Source organism: Streptomyces sp. NPDC005262 (assembly GCF_042872425.1).
GTDB lineage: Bacteria > Actinomycetota > Actinomycetes > Streptomycetales > Streptomycetaceae > Streptomyces.
In genome coordinates, this window is sequence record NZ_JBIAKK010000006.1 from 245,391 (window position 1) to 267,200 (window position 21,810).

Annotated in this window: 20 protein-coding genes and 1 pseudogene; 13 read left to right on the top strand and 8 right to left on the bottom strand. The window is 70.6% G+C overall.

The window, feature by feature from the left end; translation table 11 throughout:
* Positions 1-245: 245 nt before the first annotated feature.
* A complete protein-coding gene (locus ACFYP5_RS18175) occupies positions 246-1,634 on the top strand; it encodes an 8-oxoguanine deaminase (protein WP_389036673.1) in 1,389 nt (462 codons plus the stop codon).
* Positions 1,635-1,928: 294 nt separating this feature from the next.
* Positions 1,929-3,314, top strand: coding sequence for a nucleobase:cation symporter-2 family protein (locus ACFYP5_RS18180; protein ID WP_389037066.1), 1,386 nt, complete (start codon positions 1,929-1,931; stop codon positions 3,312-3,314).
* 70 nt (positions 3,315-3,384) lie between these two features.
* Here ACFYP5_RS18180 and ACFYP5_RS18185 read toward each other — a convergent pair whose 3' ends face one another.
* Together ACFYP5_RS18185 and ACFYP5_RS18190 are read right to left on the bottom strand one after the other, a co-directional pair.
* On the bottom strand, positions 3,385-4,263 hold the full coding sequence (locus ACFYP5_RS18185) for a chitosanase (RefSeq protein WP_389036675.1): 879 nt from the start codon (positions 4,261-4,263) through the stop codon (positions 3,385-3,387).
* Positions 4,264-4,498: 235 nt separating this feature from the next.
* The gene (locus ACFYP5_RS18190) at positions 4,499-5,287 is read right to left on the bottom strand and encodes a chitosanase (RefSeq protein WP_389036678.1); all 789 of its coding nucleotides are present in this window, start codon (positions 5,285-5,287) and stop codon (positions 4,499-4,501) included.
* 105 nt (positions 5,288-5,392) lie between these two features.
* Between ACFYP5_RS18190 and ACFYP5_RS18195 the strand changes: the two genes are divergently transcribed.
* Together ACFYP5_RS18195 and ACFYP5_RS18200 are read left to right on the top strand one after the other, a co-directional pair.
* Entirely contained in the window at positions 5,393-6,076 is a 684-nt protein-coding gene (locus tag ACFYP5_RS18195; RefSeq protein WP_389036681.1) for an alpha/beta fold hydrolase, read from the top strand.
* Positions 6,077-6,266: 190 nt separating this feature from the next.
* Positions 6,267-8,399 carry a hypothetical protein gene (locus tag ACFYP5_RS18200; protein WP_389036683.1) on the top strand — a complete coding sequence of 711 codons (2,133 nt, stop codon included), beginning with the start codon at positions 6,267-6,269 and terminating at the stop codon, positions 8,397-8,399.
* 169 nt (positions 8,400-8,568) lie between these two features.
* Here ACFYP5_RS18200 and ACFYP5_RS18205 read toward each other — a convergent pair whose 3' ends face one another.
* The gene (locus ACFYP5_RS18205; RefSeq protein ID WP_389036686.1) at positions 8,569-9,174 is read right to left on the bottom strand and encodes a TIGR03086 family metal-binding protein; all 606 of its coding nucleotides are present in this window, start codon (positions 9,172-9,174) and stop codon (positions 8,569-8,571) included.
* Between the two features lie 163 nt (positions 9,175-9,337).
* On the opposite strand from ACFYP5_RS18205, the gene ACFYP5_RS18210 reads away from it, so the two are divergent.
* Both ACFYP5_RS18210 and ACFYP5_RS18215 read left to right on the top strand, forming a co-directional pair.
* On the top strand, positions 9,338-10,318 hold the full coding sequence (locus ACFYP5_RS18210) for a fibronectin type III domain-containing protein (protein WP_389036689.1): 981 nt from the start codon (positions 9,338-9,340) through the stop codon (positions 10,316-10,318).
* 55 nt (positions 10,319-10,373) lie between these two features.
* Positions 10,374-10,496, top strand: coding sequence for a hypothetical protein (locus ACFYP5_RS18215; RefSeq protein ID WP_389036692.1), 123 nt, complete (start codon positions 10,374-10,376; stop codon positions 10,494-10,496).
* A gap of 88 nt (positions 10,497-10,584) precedes the next feature.
* On the opposite strand, the gene aceB is transcribed toward ACFYP5_RS18215, so the two are convergent.
* Together aceB and ACFYP5_RS18225 are read right to left on the bottom strand one after the other, a co-directional pair.
* Positions 10,585-12,204 carry a malate synthase A gene (gene aceB, locus ACFYP5_RS18220; protein WP_389036695.1) on the bottom strand — a complete coding sequence of 540 codons (1,620 nt, stop codon included), beginning with the start codon at positions 12,202-12,204 and terminating at the stop codon, positions 10,585-10,587.
* A gap of 244 nt (positions 12,205-12,448) precedes the next feature.
* Complete coding sequence (locus ACFYP5_RS18225) at positions 12,449-13,018, bottom strand: NTP transferase domain-containing protein (RefSeq protein ID WP_389037069.1); 570 nt, start codon at positions 13,016-13,018, stop codon at positions 12,449-12,451.
* A 305-nt stretch (positions 13,019-13,323) separates the two neighbouring features.
* On the opposite strand from ACFYP5_RS18225, the gene ACFYP5_RS18230 reads away from it, so the two are divergent.
* Entirely contained in the window at positions 13,324-13,626 is a 303-nt protein-coding gene (locus ACFYP5_RS18230) for a DUF5955 family protein (RefSeq protein ID WP_389036697.1), read from the top strand.
* Positions 13,627-13,714: 88 nt separating this feature from the next.
* Here ACFYP5_RS18230 and ACFYP5_RS18235 read toward each other — a convergent pair whose 3' ends face one another.
* A complete protein-coding gene (locus ACFYP5_RS18235) occupies positions 13,715-14,515 on the bottom strand; it encodes an IclR family transcriptional regulator (RefSeq protein WP_389036700.1) in 801 nt (266 codons plus the stop codon).
* 331 nt (positions 14,516-14,846) lie between these two features.
* On the opposite strand from ACFYP5_RS18235, the gene allB reads away from it, so the two are divergent.
* The 3 genes from allB to ACFYP5_RS18250 all read left to right on the top strand — a co-directional run bounded on the left by allB (position 14,847) and on the right by ACFYP5_RS18250 (position 17,759).
* Positions 14,847-16,190: an allantoinase AllB gene (gene allB, locus ACFYP5_RS18240; protein WP_389036702.1), complete on the top strand. Its 1,344-nt coding sequence runs from the start codon at positions 14,847-14,849 to the stop codon at positions 16,188-16,190.
* A 2-nt stretch (positions 16,191-16,192) separates the two neighbouring features.
* Positions 16,193-17,323: an allantoicase gene (alc, locus tag ACFYP5_RS18245; RefSeq protein ID WP_389036704.1), complete on the top strand. Its 1,131-nt coding sequence runs from the start codon at positions 16,193-16,195 to the stop codon at positions 17,321-17,323.
* A gap of 106 nt (positions 17,324-17,429) precedes the next feature.
* Positions 17,430-17,759, top strand: coding sequence for a putative quinol monooxygenase (locus ACFYP5_RS18250; protein WP_389036706.1), 330 nt, complete (start codon positions 17,430-17,432; stop codon positions 17,757-17,759).
* 78 nt (positions 17,760-17,837) lie between these two features.
* Here ACFYP5_RS18250 and ACFYP5_RS18255 read toward each other — a convergent pair whose 3' ends face one another.
* Positions 17,838-18,668: an aldo/keto reductase gene (locus ACFYP5_RS18255; RefSeq protein WP_389036709.1), complete on the bottom strand. Its 831-nt coding sequence runs from the start codon at positions 18,666-18,668 to the stop codon at positions 17,838-17,840.
* A gap of 211 nt (positions 18,669-18,879) precedes the next feature.
* On the opposite strand from ACFYP5_RS18255, the gene ACFYP5_RS18260 reads away from it, so the two are divergent.
* Complete coding sequence (locus tag ACFYP5_RS18260; RefSeq protein ID WP_389037072.1) at positions 18,880-19,803, top strand: DMT family transporter; 924 nt, start codon at positions 18,880-18,882, stop codon at positions 19,801-19,803.
* Positions 19,804-19,889: 86 nt separating this feature from the next.
* On the opposite strand, the pseudogene ACFYP5_RS18265 reads toward ACFYP5_RS18260, so the two are convergent.
* Positions 19,890-20,072 (bottom strand): annotated as a pseudogene (locus ACFYP5_RS18265) (transposase); the annotation flags it as partial.
* Positions 20,073-20,267: 195 nt separating this feature from the next.
* On the opposite strand from ACFYP5_RS18265, the gene ACFYP5_RS18270 reads away from it, so the two are divergent.
* Positions 20,268-21,374: a cytochrome P450 gene (locus ACFYP5_RS18270; RefSeq protein WP_389037075.1), complete on the top strand. Its 1,107-nt coding sequence runs from the start codon at positions 20,268-20,270 to the stop codon at positions 21,372-21,374.
* A 16-nt stretch (positions 21,375-21,390) separates the two neighbouring features.
* Entirely contained in the window at positions 21,391-21,807 is a 417-nt protein-coding gene (locus ACFYP5_RS18275) for a PaaI family thioesterase (RefSeq protein ID WP_389036711.1), read from the top strand.
* Positions 21,808-21,810: the final 3 nt, after the last annotated feature.

Consider the following 21,810-nt stretch of genomic DNA (forward strand, 5'->3'; position numbering starts at 1 on the left):
GCCGGCCTGCTGAGCGCCGGATCTGCCACCGTCCTGCCGACGCCCGCAGGGCCCGGCCCCCGTGCCGGATCCCCGTCCTGGGTGCGGACCGTGCCGCGCTCCGGGATCGGTGCGGGCGGGCTCGTCGCCGTCCCGCTCAACCTGTTCTTCCACCATCTCGGCACCCACGGCCGCACGGCTGTGGCACTCAATCCTCCTAGGGTCCTGCCGTGCCCACGTCCCCGCAGAGAGAAGAAGGAAGCGCCATGGCAGCCCCTGATCGTGTGGAACGCATCGTCATCGAGAACTGTTCGATCGCGACCGTCGACGCCGACGACACCGAGTACGCCTCAGGCCATGTGGTCGTCGCCGGCAACCGCATCGAGCACGTCGGCGCCGGCCGGGCCCCCGAAGGCCTGGAGAATGTCGTACGACGCATCGACGGCGCCGGGCACCTCGTCACTCCCGGCCTCATCAACACCCACCACCACTTCTACCAGTGGATCACCAGGGGCCTGGCGACCGACCACAACCTCTTCGACTGGCTGGTCGCGCTCTATCCGACATGGGCGCGCATCGACGAGCCGATGGTCCGCGCGGCCGCGCAGGGCTCGCTCGCGATGATGGTCCGCGGCGGCGTCACCACCGCCATGGACCACCACTACGTCTACCCGCAGGGCTCCGGCGACCTGTCCGGCGCCATCATCGGGGCGGCCCGCGACATGGGCGTACGGTTCACCCTCGCCCGGGGCTCCATGGACCGCAGCAAGAAGGACGGCGGACTGCCTCCGGACTTCGCCGTAGAGACGCTCGACGGTGCGCTCGCCGCCACCGAGGCGACCATCGACGCGCACCACGACGGATCGTTCGACTCGATGACCCAGATCGCCGTCGCGCCCTGCTCACCCTTCTCCATCTCCACCGAACTGCTGTGTCAGGGAGCCGAGTTGGCCCGCCGACGTGGCGTCAGGATGCACACCCATGGCTCGGAGACCGTGGAGGAGGAGAAGTTCTGCCACGAGCTGTTCGGGATGGGCCCGACCGACTACTTCGAGTCGACGGGCTGGCTCGGCGACGACGTGTGGATGGCGCACTGCGTCCATATGAACGACTCCGACATCGCCGCGTTCGCCCGCACCGGAACGGGTGTCGCGCACTGCCCGTCCTCCAACGCCCGCCTCGCCGCAGGCATCGCCCGGGTTCCCGACATGCTCGCCGCGGGTGTTCCGGTGGGCCTCGGAGTCGACGGTACCGCCTCCAACGAGTCCGGTGAGCTCCACACCGAACTGCGCAACGCCCTCCTCATCAACCGCCTCGGCGCCCACCGCGAACGGGCCCTGAATGCCCGTCAGGCCCTGCGCCTGGGCACATACGGCGGCGCCCAGGTGCTCGGTCGCGCCGACCAGATCGGCTCCCTGGAGGTCGGCAAGCTCGCCGACCTGGTGCTCTGGAAGCTGGACACGCTCGCCCACTCCTCCATCGCCGACCCGGTTACCGCGCTGGTGTTCGGCGCGGCGGCCCCCGTCACCCTCTCCCTCGTCGACGGGAAGACCGTCGTCGAGAGCAACCACCTGACCACGGTGGACGAGGACGCCATCGCGCGCACCACCCGCGACGAGGCCCGCCGTCTCGCGCAGATCGCCGCCGGAGCCTGACGCTCCGGGGCGCCCCCGAGAACGGCCGGCCGAAGGGGGACGGCCCTTGGCCGGCCGCCGTGGGCCCGAGCGGGGTCCACGGCAGCCGGTCCGGCGGGCACGTACGCAGACGTACGCGCCCGCCGGACCGGTGACCGAAGCTGCCGCATCAGCTGCACGACCTGCCCCACCTGCACCAACGCACCACCTCCCTGACACCCGCGTCGCTTCGACGTGTAACCGACCGGAGGAACCGCCGTGGCAGCACAGCCCAGGTTTCGCAACGACGCAGTCGCAGAATCCGACCAGGAGCCGATACGGGACGACCCGCAGGTCGCCGACGGAAAGCATCCGGTCGACGAGACCCTCCCCCCACTGAAGATGTTCACCAGCGGGCTGCAGCACGTGGCCGCGATGTACGCGGGCGTGGTGGCTCCACCCATGATCGTGGGACCCGCCGTGGGCCTCACCCCCAAGGAGACCGCCTTCCTGATGGGGGCGAGCCTGTTCACCGCCGGCATCGCCACCCTGCTCCAGACCCTCGGCTTCTGGCGCATCGGCGCCCGGTTGCCGTTCGTCAACGGCGTCTCGTTCGCCGGTGTTACACCGATGATCGCGATCGGCAAGGACCGCGGACACGACGGCATCGCCGTCATCTTCGGCGCGATCATCGTGGCCGGCCTGCTCGGCTTCGTCCTCGCCCCCTACTTCTGCAAACTGGTCCGCTTCTTCCCGCCCGTCGTCACCGGCACCGTCATCACCCTGATCGGCGTCTCCCTCCTGCCGGTCGCCTTCAACTGGTCCCAGGGCGGCGACACCACGGCCGACGGATACGGGTCGACGACCAACATCTCCATGGCGGCCCTCACCCTGGTGATCGTCCTCGCACTGCGCAAACTGCTGCGCGGATTCCTCCAGCAGATCGCGATCCTGCTCGGGCTGGTCGCCGGCACGCTGATCGCGATCCCGGTCGGCATCACCGACTTCGGTGCGATCAAGGAGGCCGACCTGGTCGGCTTCCCGAGCCCGTTCCACTTCGGGGCGCCGCAGTTCGAGGTCGCCGCCATCGTCTCCATGTGCATCGTGATGCTGGTCTGCATGACCGAGTCCACCGCGGACATGCTGGCACTCGGCAAGATCGTCGGCCGGCCCGCGGACGAGCGGACCATCGAGGGCGGCCTGCGCGCCGACACCCTGGGCAGCGCCGTCAGTCCGCTCTTCAACGGCTTCATGTGCAGCGCCTTCGCACAGAACATCGGCCTGGTGGCGATGACCAAGGTGCGCAGCCGGTTCGTCGTCGCCGCGGGCGGTGGCATCCTCGTCGTGCTCGGCCTGGTACCGGTCGGCGCGTCCGTCATCGCGCTCGTACCGCTGCCGGTGCTGGGCGGGGCGGGCATCGTGCTCTTCGGCTCGGTCGCCGCGAGCGGCATCCAGACGCTGGCCGGCGCCGCCCTGGAGAAGGGCGAGAACGCGTTGATCGTCGCGGCCGCCGTCGGCATCGGCCTGATCCCGATCGCCGCGCCGGGGTTCTACCACGCGTTCCCCAAGGATCTCCTCGTCGTGCTGGACTCGGGGATCTCCACCGGGTGCGTCGTGGCGATCGTCCTCAATCTGGCCTTCAACCACCTGGGCAGGAAGCCGGAACCGGCGACGGAGGAGCCTTCCGTGACCGAGGCGGCGGCCCCGGTGGGCGCGCCCTGAGCGCATCCGGTACGGCGCAGTGGCGCGTACGGCGAGTGCCGTACGCGCCACCGGTGTGTCGCGGCAGGGCTCAGCCGATGTGGTAACTGTCGCCGTAGACCTTCCAGTCGAGCGGCGGATCCAGGTTCAGATTGCCGTTGTTCAGGAAGACGCGCTGGGCGGTGTCCACCCGGCTGGTGTCCGAATGGGCCTCCTCCTGCTGCATCGCCCAGACTCGCGCGTCCAGGAAGGCGTTCAGGTAGGTGACCTCGTTGCCGCCCTGGGCCGGCGGCTTCGCCCTGGCGAGAGCACGCTCACGGATGGCACCGAAGCTGGTGCTGTCGTCGCCGTCGCCGTGCATGACGATGGCGTCGTAGTACGCGAACTGGCCGAGCGTACCGACGCCGTCGGCCTTGCCCTGGCTGACCGCCGGATTGAAGTACACCCGGTCCCGCTCGTCGTTCTGCGCCTGCTCGAACGCCGGGTCCGAGGCGGCGGTCACCCAGTCCCTGGTGAAGTTCGGGTCGAGGCCGTCGTGCGAGTCGGTGCCGTCCACCTCCCGCAGCGCGGGCAGATACTTCGCGAGGACGTTGCCCGGCTTGCGCTCGGTGTAGAGCTCGACGAGGTCGAGCATGTCGCCGGTGCCGGAGCAGAATCCGATGATGCCCGCGGTGTAGCCGCGGCCGTCGTCGATGTCCTCGATGTACTCGTACTGGGCCTTCCAGTCGAGGGTGGAGTTCTCCGCGCTGGAGACCAGCTGCATGGCGATCTCCTTCTTCGCCGGGTCGTCGAGCCCGGTTGCGGCGGCCACCTGCCGGTCGGCGGAGGCTTCCTGATGGACTGCCGGATGCGTGGGGGCACCGGCATAGGCAGTGGCGGGGATCGCCGTGAGTGTCACCCCGAGTGCGACCAGCGCGAGCCGGACGGGGCGGGTGTTTCGACGTGCGGTGCGCTTATGGGGAGCGTGCACCAGTCCTCCAAAAGGGAGTTCGTCGCTGAGCTGTTCTGTTAGGAAGCTTTCCTATCAGAGTCGAACGCGGATCGTACACCCCTTCGACACAGGCGGGTTGCGTTCCACTCCGTAGGCGGAAGAGACGGCCATCAGGGTTCTGACACCAGGTCACCCGACCCGGTCCGGGGTACGCCGAGCCCGGGGGCGCACGCCGTCCGTCGCACGGGCGCCCGTGCGCCCCTCGATCAGAGGTTCACGGGCCGTCGATGCGGTAGCTGTCGCCGTACACCTTCCACCGCAGCGGCGTCTCCAGCTGAAATCTGCCCTCGCGTACGAAGACCCGCTGCGCCGTCTCGATGCGGCTGGTGTCGGAGTGTGACGGCTCCTTGCGGATCGCGGTGACGCGGGCGTCGAGGAAGGCGTTGAGATACGTGGTCGCGTCTCCGCCCCGCGACGGCGGTTCGGCCGCGCCGAGAGCCTCGCGGCGCATCGTACGGAACCCGACCGTGCCCTTCGAGTCGGCCGCACCGTGCATCACATAGGTGTCGTAGTAGATGAACTGTCCGAGAGCTCCCAGCCCGTCGTCCTTGGCCTGGCGCACCGCCGGATCGAAGTACGAGTGGTCCCGCTCCGTGTCCTGCGCCGACCGGAACGCGGCGTCGGAGGCCGCCTCCGCCCACGCGTCGGTGAACGGGCGGCCGAGACCGTCGTGCGCATCGGTGCCTTTGACGGCTCGCAGCGCGGGCAGGAACCGTTCCAGCGGATTGCCGGGGCGGGTCGCCGTGTACCGCTCGACGACCTTCAGCATGTCGCCGGTGCCGGAGCAGAATCCGATGATGCCCGCGGTGTAGCCGTGGCCGTCGTCGATGTCCTGGATGTACTTGTACTGGGCCTTCCAGTCGAGGGTGGCGTTCTCCGCGCTGGAGACCAGCTGCATGGCGATCTCCTTCTTCGCCGGAGCGTCGAGCCCGGGACCCTCGGGGCCCTTTCCGGAACCGGTCCCGGACGCGGAGCATCCGGACAGCAGGACGAGAGCCGTCACGAGGGCTCCGGCGGGGGCGAGGCGGGAACGCCGAACGAGCTTCACCCCGCCAGCCTGCCAGGCGCGGAGAAGGATCTTGGTCGATTCGGCTGTAGCGTCAGGGGCATGGAAGATCAGTCTGTTGTGGATGTCGGTGATGTGCGGCTGGCGTACCGGACCTGGGGTGACCCGTTCGGCTCGCCCGTCGTGCTGCTGCACGGACTCGGCGGTTCCGGCGCGAGCTGGGAAGCGGTCGGGAGCCTGCTCGGTGAGGAATGGCGGGTGTACGCCCTCGACCTGCGCGGGCACGGGGAGAGCGACTGGCCCGACGAGTACTCCTTCGAGTTGATGCGGGACGACGTCCTCGGCTTCCTCGACGAGTGCGAGCTCGACCGCGTCGGCCTGGTGGGCCATTCCATGGGTGGCGTCGTCGCCCATCTGCTCGCCCAGGAGCACGCGGACCGGGTGGAGCGGCTGGTGCTGGTGGAGACCCCGCCGCCGTTCCCCGGTGAGCCGAGGCCCGCCGCGCAGCCCGAAGGGCCGGTCGACTACGACTGGAACGTCGTCGCGCCCATCCGGGCCCGGATCGCCGACCCCGACCCGCAGTGGGCGGACGGTCTCGGCGAGATCGTCGCACCCACGCTGATGATCGCCGGTGGCCCGGAGAGCACCATGCCGCAGGGCCGGCTGGCCGACATGGCCTCCCTGATCCCGGACTGCCGGCTGATCACGCTCGGCGGCGGCCACCGGGTCCACGAGACCCACGCCGACCAGGTCGCCCAGCAGATCACCGAGTTCTTCACCAGCTGACCCGTGCGGCGGGCGGCATCCCGGTGGCGGCGTGTCATGGGCGCGGGCCGGAGTCCTGCTCTTTGCATCCGCCGTCCGCCGTCCGCCGTCCGCCGTCCGCCGTCAGTCGGCCTCGGAGAAACGTGCCGCCCGGCGCGGCGGGCGGGGCGCTGCCGGGGGCGTTGTCAGTGCTGGGTGCCAAGATCCTTTCATGGAACTCGCACCGTTCTTCGCCGAGGTCGACGCCCAGCCGTGGGCCGAGCTGCAGCATGCGTACGGAAGCGCCGCCGATGTGCCTGGCTGCCTGCGGGCGCTTGCCGGCGACGAGGACGAGGCGTCAGAGGCGCTCTCCGAGCTGTACGGCAGCATCCTGCATCAGGGATCGGTCTACGAGGCGACGGCCCGCGCGGTGCCGTATCTGGCACGGCTCGCGGCGGCCGGACACCGCACCGAGGACCTGCTGGTGATGCTCGGCGGGATCGCGGAGGGCGGCGAGGACCGGGGGGAGACCGACGAAGCCGCCTGCCGGGCGGCCGTCGTCGGCCAACTTCCGTTGGTCCTGGGCTGGATCGCCGACGAGAAGCCCGGGTTGCGGCAGGCCGCCGCGTGGACCGCGGCCATGACGGGGGCGTCCGGTCAGGTGCTGCCGGTGCTCCGGAGACGCTGGGCGCAGGAGACGGATCCCCTCGTCCGGGCCGAACTCCTCGGTGCCATGGCTCATCTGGACCCGGCAGGGAGCGCCGCCGAGGCGACCGAAGCCATGGGGCCGGACGAGCCGGGCGAGGTGAGGATCGCGGCCCTGCTGGCCGGTGTCGACGCCGGCCGGCTCTGGACACCCGCACACCACGAGGCGATGCTGACCCTCCTCCCGGCGGACGGGCTTGTCGCAAGCCGCCTCGACCAGGAGCGCAAAGAACCGCTGCAGTATGTGGTCGAATCGCTGCTGCTCCGGGACGCCCCTGCGGACCGCGAAGCGGCGTACGCCCTGCTCGACGGCGCACTGCGCAGCCCCGAGCCCGACGTCCGTACGGAGGCGCTGTGGGCGGCCGAGACCGCCTGCCGGCTCTCGCGCAGCGCTCCCGAACGGCTGGCCGCACCGGTGCGCGCACTGATCGCCGACCCGGCCGCCGTGCCCGCGGCGTACCCGCTCCTCACGAAGCTGGGCGCCCACGGAGCGGCGGCCGCTCCCGTACTGGCCCGACTCGCCGCAGGGGAGGGCGATCCGGCGGACCGGGCTCTCGAAGCCCTCGTCGCGGTGGCACCCGCGCAGGCCGCGCCGCTCCTCGCCCGCGACCTGGGGCAGCGCCCGCGCGCACTCGGTGCCGCATGCGGCTTCCCGACCCGGGCGGCGGTCGCGCCGTCGTTCCCGTACGACCCCGAACTGCTGGAGGCGATCCGTATCCGCCTCGGAGCCGGTGATCTCGAAGGGAACGAGCCGATCTGGCTCACGGCCCTGCTCGGTGCCTGGGGGAGCCGGGCGTCCTCCGCCCTGCCCGAGCTCCGGTCCGCGCTGCCGAGATTCCCGAAGGTCGTACCGAAGGCGCTGGCAGCGGTGTGCCCGCCGGAACAGCGCGTGAGGACGGCGGAACTGCTGACCGCCGCGGCCCGCTCCGGACCGAAGGGGGGCAGGCTCGCGGCGGCCAGGGCGGTACGCGACCTGACCGGCGACACCGCACCACTTCTGGCGGCGACGGCCGCGCAGCTCGCCGCGGGTGGTTTCGACGTACGGGAGGCTGCGGGCAGCGCAGGTGAGCTGGGCCCGGAGGCAGCCGGTCTGGCGCCCGCCCTGCGGTCCGCCCTCACTGCTCGCGGAGTGAACCGCACCGTCCCGCAGCTGGACGGTGACGTCGAGATCGCCACCGCCCTGTGGCTGATCACCGGTGACGCGGAGGAAGCGGTTCCCGTGCTCGCCGGAGTGCTCGCGGCGGTCGAACCGGCCTGGATGCGCTGGACGTTCATCCGTGCCGCCCGAGCGGCGGCCCTCATCGGAGAGCCGGCCCGCCCGCTGGTCCCCGCGCTGCAGGGACTGCTGGCGGACCGGCAACAGGCCCCGGCCGCGGTACTGGCCCTGCACGCGATCGCACCCGAATCCCTCGACGCACCCCGGCTGGCCGGCCTGCTCCTGGACTCCGCGGAGGCGGACGCCGAACCGGTCACCGCCATCGAAGCGCTGGTTGCCCTCGGCCCGACCGCGCTCACCGACGACCACATGAGCAGGCTGACCGCACTCGCCGAGCGGGACCTGCGGGTGACGGCGTCAGGAATCGAATCAGGCATCGCCCCGGCCGACGAACGCCTCCGCGACCGGGCGCGCGAGGCGGTGCGAACGCTGCGACCGCGCTGACCACGTGTGCCCGCAGGGACAGCGCTGATCGCCTGTGCCCGCGCTGACCGCGCGTGCCGCACCGGCGGCAGCGCGGCAGGGCCGGCGTGGTGTCGAGCGGATGCCATGAGCCGTCCGCCGGATCCGCCGACGGCAGGGGCGGACCAGGAGCCGGCCGAGGCCGGACGCGTCAGCCGCCCGGCTGCCAGTCCGGGCGTCGGCCGCTCATCGCGACCGCCCGGTCGACGAGGGGCGCGTCCGCCGGTACCGGGACCGGCGGCCCGAAGAGCTGTCCCAGCCGGGGGCTGTCGTCGCTCGGCGTCGTCAAGGCCAGGGAGACCCGCAGGCTCGCCTCGTCCACGTCGTACTTCTGGCCGGTCGACCTGGCCAGGTCCCAGCCGTGGATCACCAGCTCGTTCAGAGCGACCATCGCGGCCACCTCACCCGGCAGATCCACGCCACCGGCCCTGGTCATTCCCTGCCGGGCGGCGGGGTCGCGCCAGGCGGCCACCAGCTCGTCCAGCAGGGGCGGCAGTGCTTTGCGCCAGCCTTCCGGCAGGACCGGAAGAGCGGTGTCCGGAGAGGTGTCGGTCGTCGGTCCGAGGTTCTTGCGGCCCGCGTCACGGAAGGCCGTGACCAGCCCGACCAGGTGGGCGAGCACTTCCCGTACCGCATAGTCGGGGCAGGGTGTCGGGTCGGTCAGACAGCGGTCGTCGATGCCGTCGAGCAGTCCGGCGATCTGCCGTGCCGCGGGTTCGAGATCGAGCGCGGTCGTCGTTCCGTTCTCTTTGTCCATACTCCTCAGACCGCCGTGGCGGTCCGAACTCATCGCTCGGCGCACAACGTATCCGCGGCGCAGACCGGCATATTGCGGAAGGTGCCGCTCCACGCCCTTGTCCAGGACTCGCCGGCCGTGGCATACAGGTCCAGACCATTGCTGCCGGACGGAAGGCAAAACCGTGCAACGCCCCCACGTACACGCCGCGTTGGCCACCTCCGCCGCCCTGCTCCTCGTCACGCTCACCGCATGCGGCGACACCGCCGACGCCGCCGACAAGCAGAGACCGACCGAACCGGGCGGGGTGACGGCGCAGGCGAGCAGTGCCACCTCGGTCCACGTCATGTGGGACCCGGCCTCCGACAACAAGGCGATCACCGGCTACCAGGTGTACCGCCAGGGCATGCGGGTCAAGTCCGTCACGGCGGCCCGGCAGATGATCGACATCGACGGGCTGACCCCCTCCACCGCCTACACCTTCACCGTCCGGGCCCGGGACGCCGCCGGGAACCTCTCCGCACCGAGCCGGGCCGTCGCCGTCACCACGCCCGCCCCGACACCCGCGGACCACGAGCCGCCGACCCGACCGGTCAGGCTGCGCGGCAAGGCGGACGGCAGCCGGGCGGCGACCCTCTCCTGGGGCGGCTCGACGGACGACGTGGGCGTCACCTCGTACGACATCTATCAGGAGGACTCCCGCATCCACAGCGTGCCCGGCACCCAGACCACGGCCCGTCTGACCGGACTTCGCCCCGGTACCGTCTACACCTTCACCGTCCGGGCCCGGGACGCCGCCGACACGTCCTCGCCGGACAGCAACGCCCTTGACCTCACCACGCCCTCCGCCCCGGGCGCGCCGGCCGGCACCGCCCCCACCGATCTGCGGATCACGACCACGGCCCAGGGCAAGGAGTACGCGATCGACCTGGACTGGAAGCAGCCCGACACCGGCGGTGAGATCCCCGCGTACCAGCTCTACCTCGACGGCCGGCTCACCACCACCATCGTGTGGGGCGGCAAGCCTCCGGCAGGCCGGGCGAGCTACCGCCTCACCGTCGGTGACCCGCGCGGGACCCGCTACTCGATGAAGATCCGCGCCAGACTGCCGGACGGGAAGTGGGGCGACTTCTCCGCCCGGCGCGTGGTCGTCCTCGGCGACTGACAGGAGGTCGTGCCGTCAGTCATGGCGTGCGGGGAGTCGCACCGTATGGTCCAGCATGTGCAATCTGCACGCCCCGAACGAGCGGCTGCTGTTCTCGGAGCTGCGCTCGGCGGTCATCGCCGAGGCGGCTTTCCTGCGGGAGTACGCGGAGGCGTACCGCGCGGGGAACAGTTCCTGAGCACTCGGTGACGGGGCGGCCGCACGCAACCGCGCCCCCGGTGCTGTGCGGTACCGGGGGCGCGAGGTGCAGCGGGATCGGACGGGACTCAGACCAGCTGCTCGTACGCCGGCAGCGTCAGGAAGTCCGCGTAGTCCTGGTCCAACGAGACCTGCAGCAGCAGGTCGTGGGCCTGCTGCCACTTGCCGGACGCGAACGCCTCCTCGCCGATCTCCGCCCGGATCGCGGCGAGTTCCTCGGCCGCGACCTTGCGGGCCAGGTCCGCAGTGGCGTGCGCGCCGTTCTCGAAGACCACGTCCGCGTTGATCCACTGCCAGATCTGGGAGCGGGAGATCTCCGCGGTGGCGGCGTCCTCCATCAGGTTGAAGATGGCCACCGCGCCCATACCGCGCAACCAGGCCTCGATGTAGCGGATTCCGACCGCGACGGCGTTGCGCAGGCCGTCGTACGTGGGCTTGGCGTCCAGGGTGTCGATCGCGATCAGGTCGCCCGCCGCCACGGAGACGTCCTCGCGCAGGCGTTCCTTCTGGTTCGGCCTCTCACCGAGGACCGCGTCGAAAGAGGCCATCGCGATCGGGACGAGATCCGGGTGGGCGACCCAGGAACCGTCGAAGCCGTCGTTGGCCTCACGGTCCTTGTCCGCCTTCACCTTCTCGAAGGCGACCTTGTTGACCTCGGCGTCACGGCGCGACGGGATGAACGCCGCCATGCCGCCGATCGCGTGTGCGCCGCGCTTGTGGCAGGTGCGGACGAGGAGTTCGGTGTACGCGCGCATGAACGGGGCGGTCATCGTCACCGCGTTGCGGTCCGGCAGGACGAACTTCGAGCCGCCGTCGCGGAAGTTCTTGACGATGGAGAAGAGGTAGTCCCAGCGGCCCGCGTTCAGCCCGGAGGCGTGGTCGCGGAGCTCATACAGGATTTCTTCCATCTCGTACGCGGCGGTGATCGTCTCGATCAGGACTGTCGCGCGGACGGTGCCCTGCGGGATGCCGACGTAGTTCTGGGCGAAGACGAAGATGTCGTTCCAGAGGCGGGCCTCCAGGTGCGACTCCGTCTTCGGGAGGTAGAAGTACGGGCCCTTGCCGAGGTCGATCAGACGCTGGGCATTGTGGAAGAAGTAGAGGCCGAAGTCGACCAGTGCACCGGGCACCGGGGTGCCGTCGAGCTGGATATGACGTTCGTTCAGGTGCCAGCCGCGGGGGCGGGTGACCACCGTGGCGAGTTCGTCGGCGGCCTTCAGTGCGTAGGACTTGCCCGACACGGGGTCGGTGAAGTCGATGCGGCGCTCGTAGGCGTCGATCAGATTGAGCTGGCCGAGGATGACGTTCTCCCACGTGGGGGCGGACGCGTCCTCGAAGTCGGCGAGCCAGACCTTGGCGCCCGAGTTCAGGGCGTTGATGGTCATCTTGCGGTCGGTCGGACCGGTGATCTCCACCCGGCGGTCGTTCAGCGCGGCCGGGGCCGGGGCCACCTTCCAGGAGTCGTCCGCGCGGATCGCCGCCGTCTCGGGCAGGAAGTCCAGCGTGGAGGTGCGGGCGATCTGGGCGCGGCGCTCGCCGCGGCGGGCGAGCAGCTCGTCACGGCGGGGCGTGAACTGCCGGTGCAGCTCGGCCACGAACGCGAGGGCCGCGTCGGTCAGGACCTCATCCTGCCGGGGCAGGGGCTCGGCATCGACGATGGCCAGCGGGGACGGCGCTGGTGCGGACATGAGCTGTCACTCCTTCAGCGGGCGGTGCGGGCGGTGCCTCTACGGCCGCCGGGCCGCCAGAAATGGCACGGCGTGCCAGGGCTTCGGAACGTGGCCGTGGGCGCCGTCTGATGTACAGAGCGCTTCTGACCAGTGGATAGTAGTTTCCTCATGGTGGAAGTTCAATGGTTTGTTGATGTCGAGATTCTCCGGGTCGACAGAAGTCGGTCGGGGCTGGCGCAGCGTGCCAGCGCGCGCAACCCGTTCATTCGAGGTGCGTCAGGTCCTCCGCCGTGTCGATGTCGTACGCCTCCGCCACATCGGAACACTCGACGAGTGTGATCGCATGGCGGTGCGTCCGCAGGTATGTCCGGGCGCCCTGGTCGCCCAGCGCACCCGCCGCGACATCCGCCCACCGGTCTGCCCCGAACAGCACCGGATGGCCGCGTTCCCCGTCGTACGAGGCCGCAACCAGACTCGTCCGTGAGCGGTACGCCGACCGCACCCGTGCCACCGCCTGCGCGCCGATGCCCGGCTGGTCCACCAGCAGGACGAGTGCCGCATCGGCCCCCGCGCCGGCGAGCGCGCCCAGACCCGCCCGCAGCGACGAACCCATGCCTTCCGGCCACTGCGGATTGACGGTCACCGTGCAGCCGGAGAGGTCGGCCCGGGCCTGTACCGTCTCCGCCGCGGCGCCGAGCACCACATGGACGGGACCGCAGCCGCCGTTGCGCAGCGCGCGCAGCGCGTGTTCGACGAGCGGACGGCCGCGGTGTGCCAGCAGGGCTTTCGGCCGCCCGCCGAGCCGGCGCCCGCCGCCCGCGGCCAGCAGCAGACCGGCGATCACCGGCTGCTGTCCCCCGTCGGAGGGACGGGACGATTGCGGAGCGGCGGAAGTGGACAGGGTGTGGGGTGTATCAGCCATGAGGCCCTGAATACCTCACCGCACCGGTGATTTCCTATCGGACCGGCCAGTACGCTGCGTCCCCCGGTGGTCACCCTGATTTCTGTCCGTGGAGTGGCGCACGGCACCTGTCATGGCGTTAACTTGCGCACACTCCCGGGCACTTGACCACGGCTCGGGACGTGGTCGAAACACCGGCACAAGGACGTGCGAGGGGGAGTGCTTTGTTGCGAAGCGTGGGGCAGACGCGGGTGACCAGCAGTGGCGAGGACCCGAGGGTGACGGAGCTGCGTACGGCCGTCTCCCGGCTCCGTCGCGAGCTGGCCGGGCATCCTGCGGAGTTCTCCGACCGGGGGATCGCGGAGGACGAGCTGGCCGCACTGGACGCCATGGCCGTCACCGGTGTGCCCGAGATCCCGCGGCTGCGCCGTTCGCTGCTGCTGATCGCGGGGGCGATCGGCTCGGTCAGCGCACTGGCATCCGCACTCAGGGACGTCCGTAACGCCGTGGATCTCTTCGGCGAGCCGCCGCGCCGCTGACGGAGCGAGGGGGGCGCGTCGGACGCCCCAGGACATGACAGTGCCCGCCGGGTGTCCGCCCGGCGGGCACTGTCATGTCCGAGCTGCCTCAGCCGGTGGGGGCGCTGCTGGCCAGTGCATGCGCCAGCTCCTTCGCGACCTGCTGCAGGATCGGCACGATCCGCTCCGTCGCCGCCTCCGTTACCCGTCCCGCCGGGCCCGAGATCGAGATCGCGGCCGAGGTGGGGGAGTTCGGTACGGAGACCGCCAGGCAGCGGACCCCGATCTCCTGCTCGTTGTCGTCCACCGCATATCCGGCGCGCCGGACCTGGTCCAGCGCGTCCAGGAAGCCGTCCGGGGTGGTGATCGTCTTCTCGGTGGCGGCCGGCATTCCGGTGCGGGCCAGCAGCGCCCGTACCTCGTCCGGCGGGGTGTGCGCGAGGAGCGCCTTGCCCACCCCCGTGGAGTGGGGGAGCACGCGCCGGCCCACCTCGGTGAACATCCGCATCGAGTGCTTCGACGGCACCTGTGCGACGTACACGACCTCGTCGCCGTCGAGCAGCGCCATGTTCGCGGTCTCGCCGGTCTCCTCGACCAGCCGCGCCAGATACGGTCGGGCCCAGGTCCCGAGCAGCCGGGACGCGGACTCGCCGAGCCGGATCAGGCGCGGGCCGAGCGCATAGCGCCGGTTGGGCTGCTGGCGCACGTAACCGCAGACGACCAGCGTGCGCATCAGCCGGTGAATGGTGGGCAGCGGGAGTCCGCTGCTCGCGGAGAGTTCGCTCAGCCCGACCTCGCCCCCGGCGTCGGCCATCCGCTCCAGCAGATCGAAGGCGCGCTCAAGTGACTGCACGCCGCCGCTGGAACCGGCGGGCTTGGAGTCGGATGTGCTGGCGTGGGACGGCGGCACGTCAACGGTCCTTTCGAGGCGGAAGGGCGAGGCAGCAGCCTACCGGGAGGTTCCCGATCGGCCCACTGCTCCGGCACGGCGTCCTGGCCGGTCAGGGCCTGTCTGTCCGGGTGTCCGCGATCCACGGGACGGTGCTGCGAAGCCGTACCTGACCCATGCTACGTTCCGCTCTCCGAAATTACCCTTTTACTTTGTGGAAATCTCCAGTCGTCCAGGCGGGTGGTCGTCCGACCGTCCGGCGAGGAGGGTGGGGTCTTGACGGGCTGGAATCCCGCATGAAGACTCCTTCAACAGTTCGTTGAATTTCTTGAGCCGGAAGTGAGGAGCACGGGTGTCCGGTGCGGACGTGAAGCTGGTACTGCGCTCGACGCGCGTCGTCACCCCCGAGGGGACGCGCCCCGCGGCGGTGGCGGTCGCCGACGGGAGGATCGACGCCGTCCTGGCGTACGACACCGAGGTGCCGGCCGGCGCCCGGCTGGAGGACTTCGGCGACGACGTCCTGCTGCCCGGCCTCGTCGACACCCATGTCCATGTGAACGACCCCGGCCGCACCGAGTGGGAAGGCTTCTGGACCGCCACCCGAGCCGCCGCGGCGGGCGGCATCACCACCCTGCTCGACATGCCGCTCAACTCCCTCCCGCCGACCACCACCGTCGACCATCTGCGGACCAAGCGGCAGGTGGCAGCCGCCAGGGCGCACGTCGACACCGGTTTCTGGGGCGGTGCCGTCCCGGCCAACGTCAAGGATCTGCGGCCGCTGCACGATGCCGGGGTCTTCGGCTTCAAGTGCTTCCTGTCGCCCTCCGGCGTCGAGGAGTTCCCCGAGCTCGACCAGGAGCAGCTGGCCCGCGCCATGGCCGAGATCGCCGGCTTCGGCGGACTGCTGATCGTGCACGCCGAGGACCCGCGCCATCTGGCGGCCGCGCCGCAGCGCAGTGGACCCGCGTACGCCGACTTCCTGGCCTCCCGGCCGCGCGACGCCGAGAACACCGCCATCGAGGGCCTCATCGCCCACGCCAGGCGGCTGAACGCGCGCGTCCACGTCCTGCATCTGTCGTCCGGCGACGCACTGCCGCTGATCGCCGCCGCCAGGCGCGACGGCGTGCGGGTCACCGTCGAGTCCTGTCCGCACTTCCTCACTCTCACCGCCGAGGAAGTCCCGGATGGCGCGACGGAGTTCAAGTGCTGTCCGCCGATCCGTGAAGCCGCCAACCAGGACGCGCTCTGGGACGGGCTCGCCGACGGCACGATCGACTGCATCGTCTCCGACCACTCGCCCTGCACCACCGACCTGAAGACGCCGGACTTCGCCTCCGCCTGGGGAGGCATCTCCTCCCTCCAGCTCGGCCTGCCCGCCATCTGGACCGAGGCGCGCCGGCGCGGCCACTCGCTCGGCGACGTGGCCCGCTGGATGTCCGCCGCCCCCGCCGCGCTGGCCGGGCTGACCCGCAAGGGCGCCATCGAGGCCGGCCGCGACGCCGACTTCGCCGTCCTCGCCCCCGACGAGACCTTCACCGTCGACCCGGCCGAACTGTTCCACCGCAACCAGGTCACCGCCTACGCGGGACGGACCCTGTACGGCGTGGTGAAGTCGACCTGGCTGCGCGGCCGGCGGATCGCGGCGGCCGGCGTCCTCACCGAACCCACCGGCCGCCTCCTCGAAAGGAACCACTGACCATGACGGCGACAGCGCACTTCACCGGCGACGCCGATCCGTACGGCGGCGGGGACCCGTACGCCGACTACCGCACCGCCGACTTCCCCTTCACCCATCTCGTCGACCTCGCCGACCGGCGGCTCGGCGCGGGCGTGATCGCCGCCAACGACGAGTTCTTCGCCGAGCGCGAGAACCTGCTGAAGCCCGGGCCCGCCGAGTTCGACCCGGAGCACTTCGGGCACAAGGGCAAGATCATGGACGGCTGGGAGACGCGCCGCCGTCGTGGCGTCAGCGCCGCGCAGCCGCACCCCACGGACGAGGACCACGACTGGGCGCTGGTGCGGCTCGGCGCACCCGGCGTCGTACGCGGCATCGTCGTCGACACCGCCCATTTCCGCGGCAACTACCCGCAGGCCGTCTCCGTCGAGGCGGCCTCCGTCCCCGGCTCCCCGTCGCCCGAGGAACTCCTCGCGCCGCAGGTGAAGTGGACAACGCTCGTACCCCGTACGGCCGTTGGCGGCCATGCGGCCAACGGGTTCGCGATCGACGTCGAACAGCGCGTCACCCATCTGCGGGTCAACCAGCACCCCGACGGCGGGATCGCCCGTCTCCGGGTCCACGGAGAGGTCGTCCCGGACCCTGCCTGGCTGGCAGCCCTGTCCACCTTCGACCTCGCGGCGCTGGAGAACGGCGGTCAGGTCGAGGACGCCTCCGACCGCTTCTACTCCCCGGCCACCAACACGATCCAGCCCGGCCGCTCCCGGCAGATGGACGACGGCTGGGAGACCCGCCGTCGGCGCGACAAGGGCAACGACTGGATCCGCTACCGGCTCGCCGGGCAGTCGGAGATCCGGGCCGTCGAGATCGACACCGCGTACCTCAAGGGCAACTCGGCAGGCTGGGCGAGCCTTTCGGTACGGGACGGGGGGAGCGGCGACGGGGACGGCGGCGAGTGGACCGACATCCTGCCGCGGACCCGGCTGCAGCCGGACACGAACCACCGCTTCGTCCTGCCGGAGGCCGTGCGGGCCACCCATGTCCGGATCGACATCTTCCCGGACGGCGGCATCTCGCGGCTGCGGCTGTTCGGCTCACTGACGGCGGAGGGCGCGACGCGACTGGCCGCCCGCCACCGCGAGCTGGGCGGCTGACGAGGACGGGTGACTCCGACTCCTTCGCGGTGTGCCCGATGCGTCGTGATCCAGGGCTTATGGGACGCTGGGCGGATCGCATGTCCCGAGCAGGAGTCGAGCCGTCATGATCTTCATCGCCGTCAAGTTCACCGTCCGCAGCGCGGAGCGCGACAACTGGCTTCCGGCCGTCGAGCCCTTCACCCTCGCCACTCGCCAGGAACCGGGCAATCTGTTCTTCGAGTGGTCGTACAGCGTCGAGAATCCGGACCAGTTCGTGCTCCTGGAGGCCTTCGCGTCCCCGGAAGCGGGCGAGGCGCATGTGAAGTCCGAGCACTTCGCGGCGGCGATGGACGCGATGGCGGACCTCGTCGCCCGGACCCCGGAAATCATCAACGTCGAGGTTCCGGGCGACGGTTGGTCCCTGATGGCGGAGCTCACGCCCCGCGATGCATGACCCGGGAACGGTGAGCTCCAGCCGGTGAACCGCGAAGGGTGAAATCCCACGGGTGAAGCCGGGCCGGTGAGTCGCCGGTCAGAACTCCTCGTGGGCCTCCGGGTCGCCGCCGAACCGCCGCCGCGGACCCGCGGAGATCCGGGCCAGTTCGTCCGCCGTCAGCTCGAAGCCGAACAGGTCCAGATTCTCGTGCTGCCGGCCCGGATCGGCGGACTTCGGGATCGGCACCGCACCGAGCTGGGTGTGCCAGCGCAGCACGGCCTGACCGGGCGTCACACCGTGCGCCTCGGCGACGGCGACGATCTCCGGGTCCGCCAGCAGCCGGTGTCCGCGGCCCAGCGGGCTCCAGCTCTCGGTGACGATGCCCTTCGCCTCGTGCACGGCCCGCAGCTCCTCCTGCGGGAAGCGCGGATGCATCTCGATCTGGTTCACGGCGGGCAGCACCCCGGTCTCCTGCTCCAGCCGCTCGACATGGGCCGCGGTGAAGTTGGAGACACCGATCGACCGCACCAGACCGTCCTTGCGGAGCTGGATCATGGCCTTCCAGGTGTCGACGTACAGATCGACCCGGGGCAGGGGCCAGTGGATGAGATACAGATCCACGTAGTCGAGCCCGAGATTGCGCCGGGACTCCTCGAACGACGCCAGCGTCTTCTCGTAACCGTGGTGCCGGCCCGGGGCCTTGGTGGTGACGAAGACGTCCTCCCGCGGCACACCGCTGCGGGCGATACCGCGGCCGGTGCCTGTCTCGTTGCGGTAGTTGAGCGCGGTGTCGACGAGCCGGTACCCGAGGCCCAGCGCCCCGGCGACGGCCTGCTCGGCCGCGTCGTCGTCCATCGGCCAGGTGCCGAGCCCGACGGCCGGCATGGTGCGGCCGTCGTTGAGGGTGCGAGCCGGGGTCTCGATCATGATCTCCCTTTACGTTCGGAAACCTTCCTGGCCAGGGTAGGACGGACGACGGTGGACCACCCGTCCGGACGGCCACCGGTGGGGATCGGCGGCCTCGGCCGCTGAGACGGGTGTTCCCGCGGCCGGGGCCCGCCCGGTACCGTGATCGTTCCGCGTGTGAGCCGGTGAGGTCTCCACATCGTTTCCCGCTGTGGAGAATCAGGTGAACCAGGTGTCCGCTGTCGCCCTGCCCGCCCTCGCACCACCGCGCCGGGCCTGGCTCACCGATCTGCCCGTGCTGCTCGTCGCGGTCGTCTGGGGCACCAGCTATCTCGCGGCCAAGGGGATCACCACGACGTCCACCGTCGTCGCGGTCCTCGTCCTGCGCTTCGTCATCGTGCTGCCCGTGCTGGCCGTCGCCGGGTGGCGCAGGCTGCGGGCGCTCAGCGCGGCGCAGTGGCGCGGAGCGGGTCTGCTGGGGCTGGTCCTCAGCGGGATCTTCCTGGTGGAGACGTACGGCGTCGTGCACACCTCGGCGACCAATGCCGGGCTCATCATCAGTCTGACGATGATCTTCACACCGCTCGCCGAGGCCGCGGTGACCAGGGTCCGGCCGCCCCGAGCGTTCCTCGCCGCCGCCGCGCTGTCCGTCGCCGGTGTCGTTCTGCTCACCCAGGGCGGCGGTTTCACCAGTCCGTCGGTCGGCGATCTGCTGATGCTGGTGGCCGCGCTCGCCCGTACTCTCCATGTGCTGCTGATGGCCCGCATCAAGTCCGTCCAGGCGGCGGACTCGCTGTCGTTGACCACCGTGCAGCTCGGCAGTGCCGTCGCCGTCTTCGCCGTGCTCGCCGCCGTCCCCGGAACCGGGGAAGCCCCCTGGACGGTGGCTGCGGGGTTCGGCGTCCGGGAGTGGGGCGGGCTGCTGTTCCTCTCCGTCTTCTGCACGCTGTTCGCCTTCTTCGTGCAGATGTGGTCGGTACGCCGCACCTCCCCGTCCCGGGTCAGTCTGCTGCTCGGTACGGAACCTCTGTGGGCGGCCGCCGCGGGTATCGCGATCGGCGGCGAACGGCTCTCCGCCCTCGGCGTACTGGGCGCGATACTCGTCCTCGCCGGGACCGGCTGGGGCCGGCGCGCGGCAACGCCCGCTGCTCCTTGAGCCGGCGACGGAGCTGATCGCAGCGCACCGGGCTTCAGCCTGGTGGTGAAGCGATTCTGAGCGTTGCTCTGACCGGCAGGCTGGAGCGGACGGTTCTGCTGCTCGATGGACTGACGGACGATGGACAGCGGAGCCCCGCCCACCGAGCCGGCGAAGTAGGAGCCGGACCACAGGCGCTGAGCCCGCCGGTAGTGCCGGACCAGCTCCGGGTACTCCTGGCGGAGCCGGCGTGAGCTGACGCCCTTGAGCGAGTTGACCAGCTTGGACAATTCAGATCGCGCTGTTGGTGCACGACGCGGGCCTGCTCGGCGAGGATGGCGACTTCACCGCGACGTAGGCTGACGGAGGTCGATGCGAGCAGATCGACCGAACCGGCCGGGAGGGGGCGGACCGTGTCCGCAGTGGACGTCGATCTTCGCGGGATCCAGGACTTCACCGCGAATCCGTATCCGTACTACGCGAAGATGCGCGCCGAGGGACCGATGCACACCATCCGTACCGACGATTTCGAGCGGGTCTGGCTGATCGTCGGTTACGAGGAGGGCCGCGCGGCCCTCGCCGACCAGCGGCTCGGCAAGGACTGGCGGACGACGCCGTACGCGACGGGCGCGGGCGATCCGATCAACGCCAACATGCTGGAGATGGACGCGCCCCACCACACCCGGCTGCGCAAGCTCGTCGCCCGCGAGTTCACCGCCCGCAGGATCGAGTCACTGCGGCCGCGCGTCCAGCAGATCACCGATGAACTCCTCGACGCGATGGTGCCCGCCGGGCACGGCGACCTCGTCGACGCGCTCGCCTTCCCGCTGCCCATGACGGTCATCTGCGAGCTGATCGGTGTGCCGGACCTGGACCGCAACGAGTTCCGCCGGCTGTCGAACGGCATCGTCGCCCCGAAGACGGCCCAGGAGGAGGGCGAGGCGGTCCGGTCGATGGGCGCCTATCTGGTCGAGCTCATCGAGGACAAGCGTTGCTCGCCCGGCGACGACCTGCTGAGTGCGCTGATCCGTGTGCGCGACGAGGAGGGCGACGGACTGTCGTCCGACGAACTCGTCGGGATGGCCTTCCTGCTGCTCGTCGCCGGTCATGAGACCACGGTCAACCTGATCTCCAACGGGATGCGCGCACTGCTCGCCCACCCCGATCAATTGGCCGCGCTCCGCGCCGACCTCGGCTTGATCGACGGTGCGGTCGAGGAGATGCTCCGGTACGACGGTCCGGTGGAGACCGCCACCTTCCGCTTCACCCGTGAACCGGTCGGGATCGGCTCCCGGGTCATTCCGGCCGGCGAAGCGGTTCTGGTCGCCCTGGCCGGAGCCGACCGCGACCCCGCCCGCTATCCGGAACCCGATCGCTTCGACATCCGCCGCGACACCCAGGGACATCTGGCGTTCGGACACGGCATCCACTTCTGCATGGGGGCGCCGCTGGCCCGTATGGAGGGCCGGATCGCGATCCGTGCGCTGCTGGAGCGGTGCCCGGATCTCGAACTCGCCCCGGACACCGGGGAGCTCGACTGGCTGCCGGGAATGCTGATCCGAGGGGTGCGACGGTTGCCGGTGCGCTGGTGAGGTAGGAAAGCGTGTCATGACCGGACTTGATTTGCAGATGGCACAGAAGGTCCTCGACAGTCAGCCGTTCAGCCGGCTCGTCGGGGCACGGATCACCGCTTTCGGGGACGGTTCCGCCACCCTCGAAGTGGACATCCGTCCGGAACTCCAGCAGCAGAACGGCTTCGTGCACGGCGGGGTGCTGTCCTACGCCGCCGACAATTCGATCACGTTCGCCGCCGGGACGACCCTCGGACCGGCCGTACTCACCGGCGGCTTCTCGATCCAGTACATCCGGCCCGCCACCGGCCGCACCCTGATCGCCCGCGCCGTCGTCGTCCACACCGGCCGCCGCCAGGCCGTCGTCCGCTGCGATCTGTTCGCCGCCACGGACGACGGGGCGCAAACCCTGTGCGCGGTCGCCCAGGGGACCGTGCTTCCCGCCCGGAACTGAAGG

Bases quoted from the DNA above. Each gene is read 5' to 3' on its own strand.
- ACFYP5_RS18175 (WP_389036673.1), top strand. From the start codon at position 246: ATGGCAGCCCCTGATCGTGTGGAACGCATCGTCATCGAGAACTGTTCG.
- ACFYP5_RS18195 (WP_389036681.1), top strand. From the start codon at position 5,393: ATGGAAGATCAGTCTGTTGTGGATGTCGGTGATGTGCGGCTGGCGTAC.
- ACFYP5_RS18200 (WP_389036683.1), top strand. From the start codon at position 6,267: ATGGAACTCGCACCGTTCTTCGCCGAGGTCGACGCCCAGCCGTGGGCC.
- ACFYP5_RS18205 (WP_389036686.1), bottom strand. From the start codon at position 9,174: ATGGACAAAGAGAACGGAACGACGACCGCGCTCGATCTCGAACCCGCG.
- ACFYP5_RS18215 (WP_389036692.1), top strand. From the start codon at position 10,374: ATGTGCAATCTGCACGCCCCGAACGAGCGGCTGCTGTTCTCGGAGCTG.
- aceB (WP_389036695.1), bottom strand. From the start codon at position 12,204: ATGTCCGCACCAGCGCCGTCCCCGCTGGCCATCGTCGATGCCGAGCCC.
- alc (WP_389036704.1), top strand. From the start codon at position 16,193: ATGACGGCGACAGCGCACTTCACCGGCGACGCCGATCCGTACGGCGGC.
- ACFYP5_RS18250 (WP_389036706.1), top strand. From the start codon at position 17,430: ATGATCTTCATCGCCGTCAAGTTCACCGTCCGCAGCGCGGAGCGCGAC.
- ACFYP5_RS18255 (WP_389036709.1), bottom strand. From the start codon at position 18,668: ATGATCGAGACCCCGGCTCGCACCCTCAACGACGGCCGCACCATGCCG.
- ACFYP5_RS18270 (WP_389037075.1), top strand. From the start codon at position 20,268: ATGCGCGCCGAGGGACCGATGCACACCATCCGTACCGACGATTTCGAG.
- ACFYP5_RS18275 (WP_389036711.1), top strand. From the start codon at position 21,391: ATGACCGGACTTGATTTGCAGATGGCACAGAAGGTCCTCGACAGTCAG.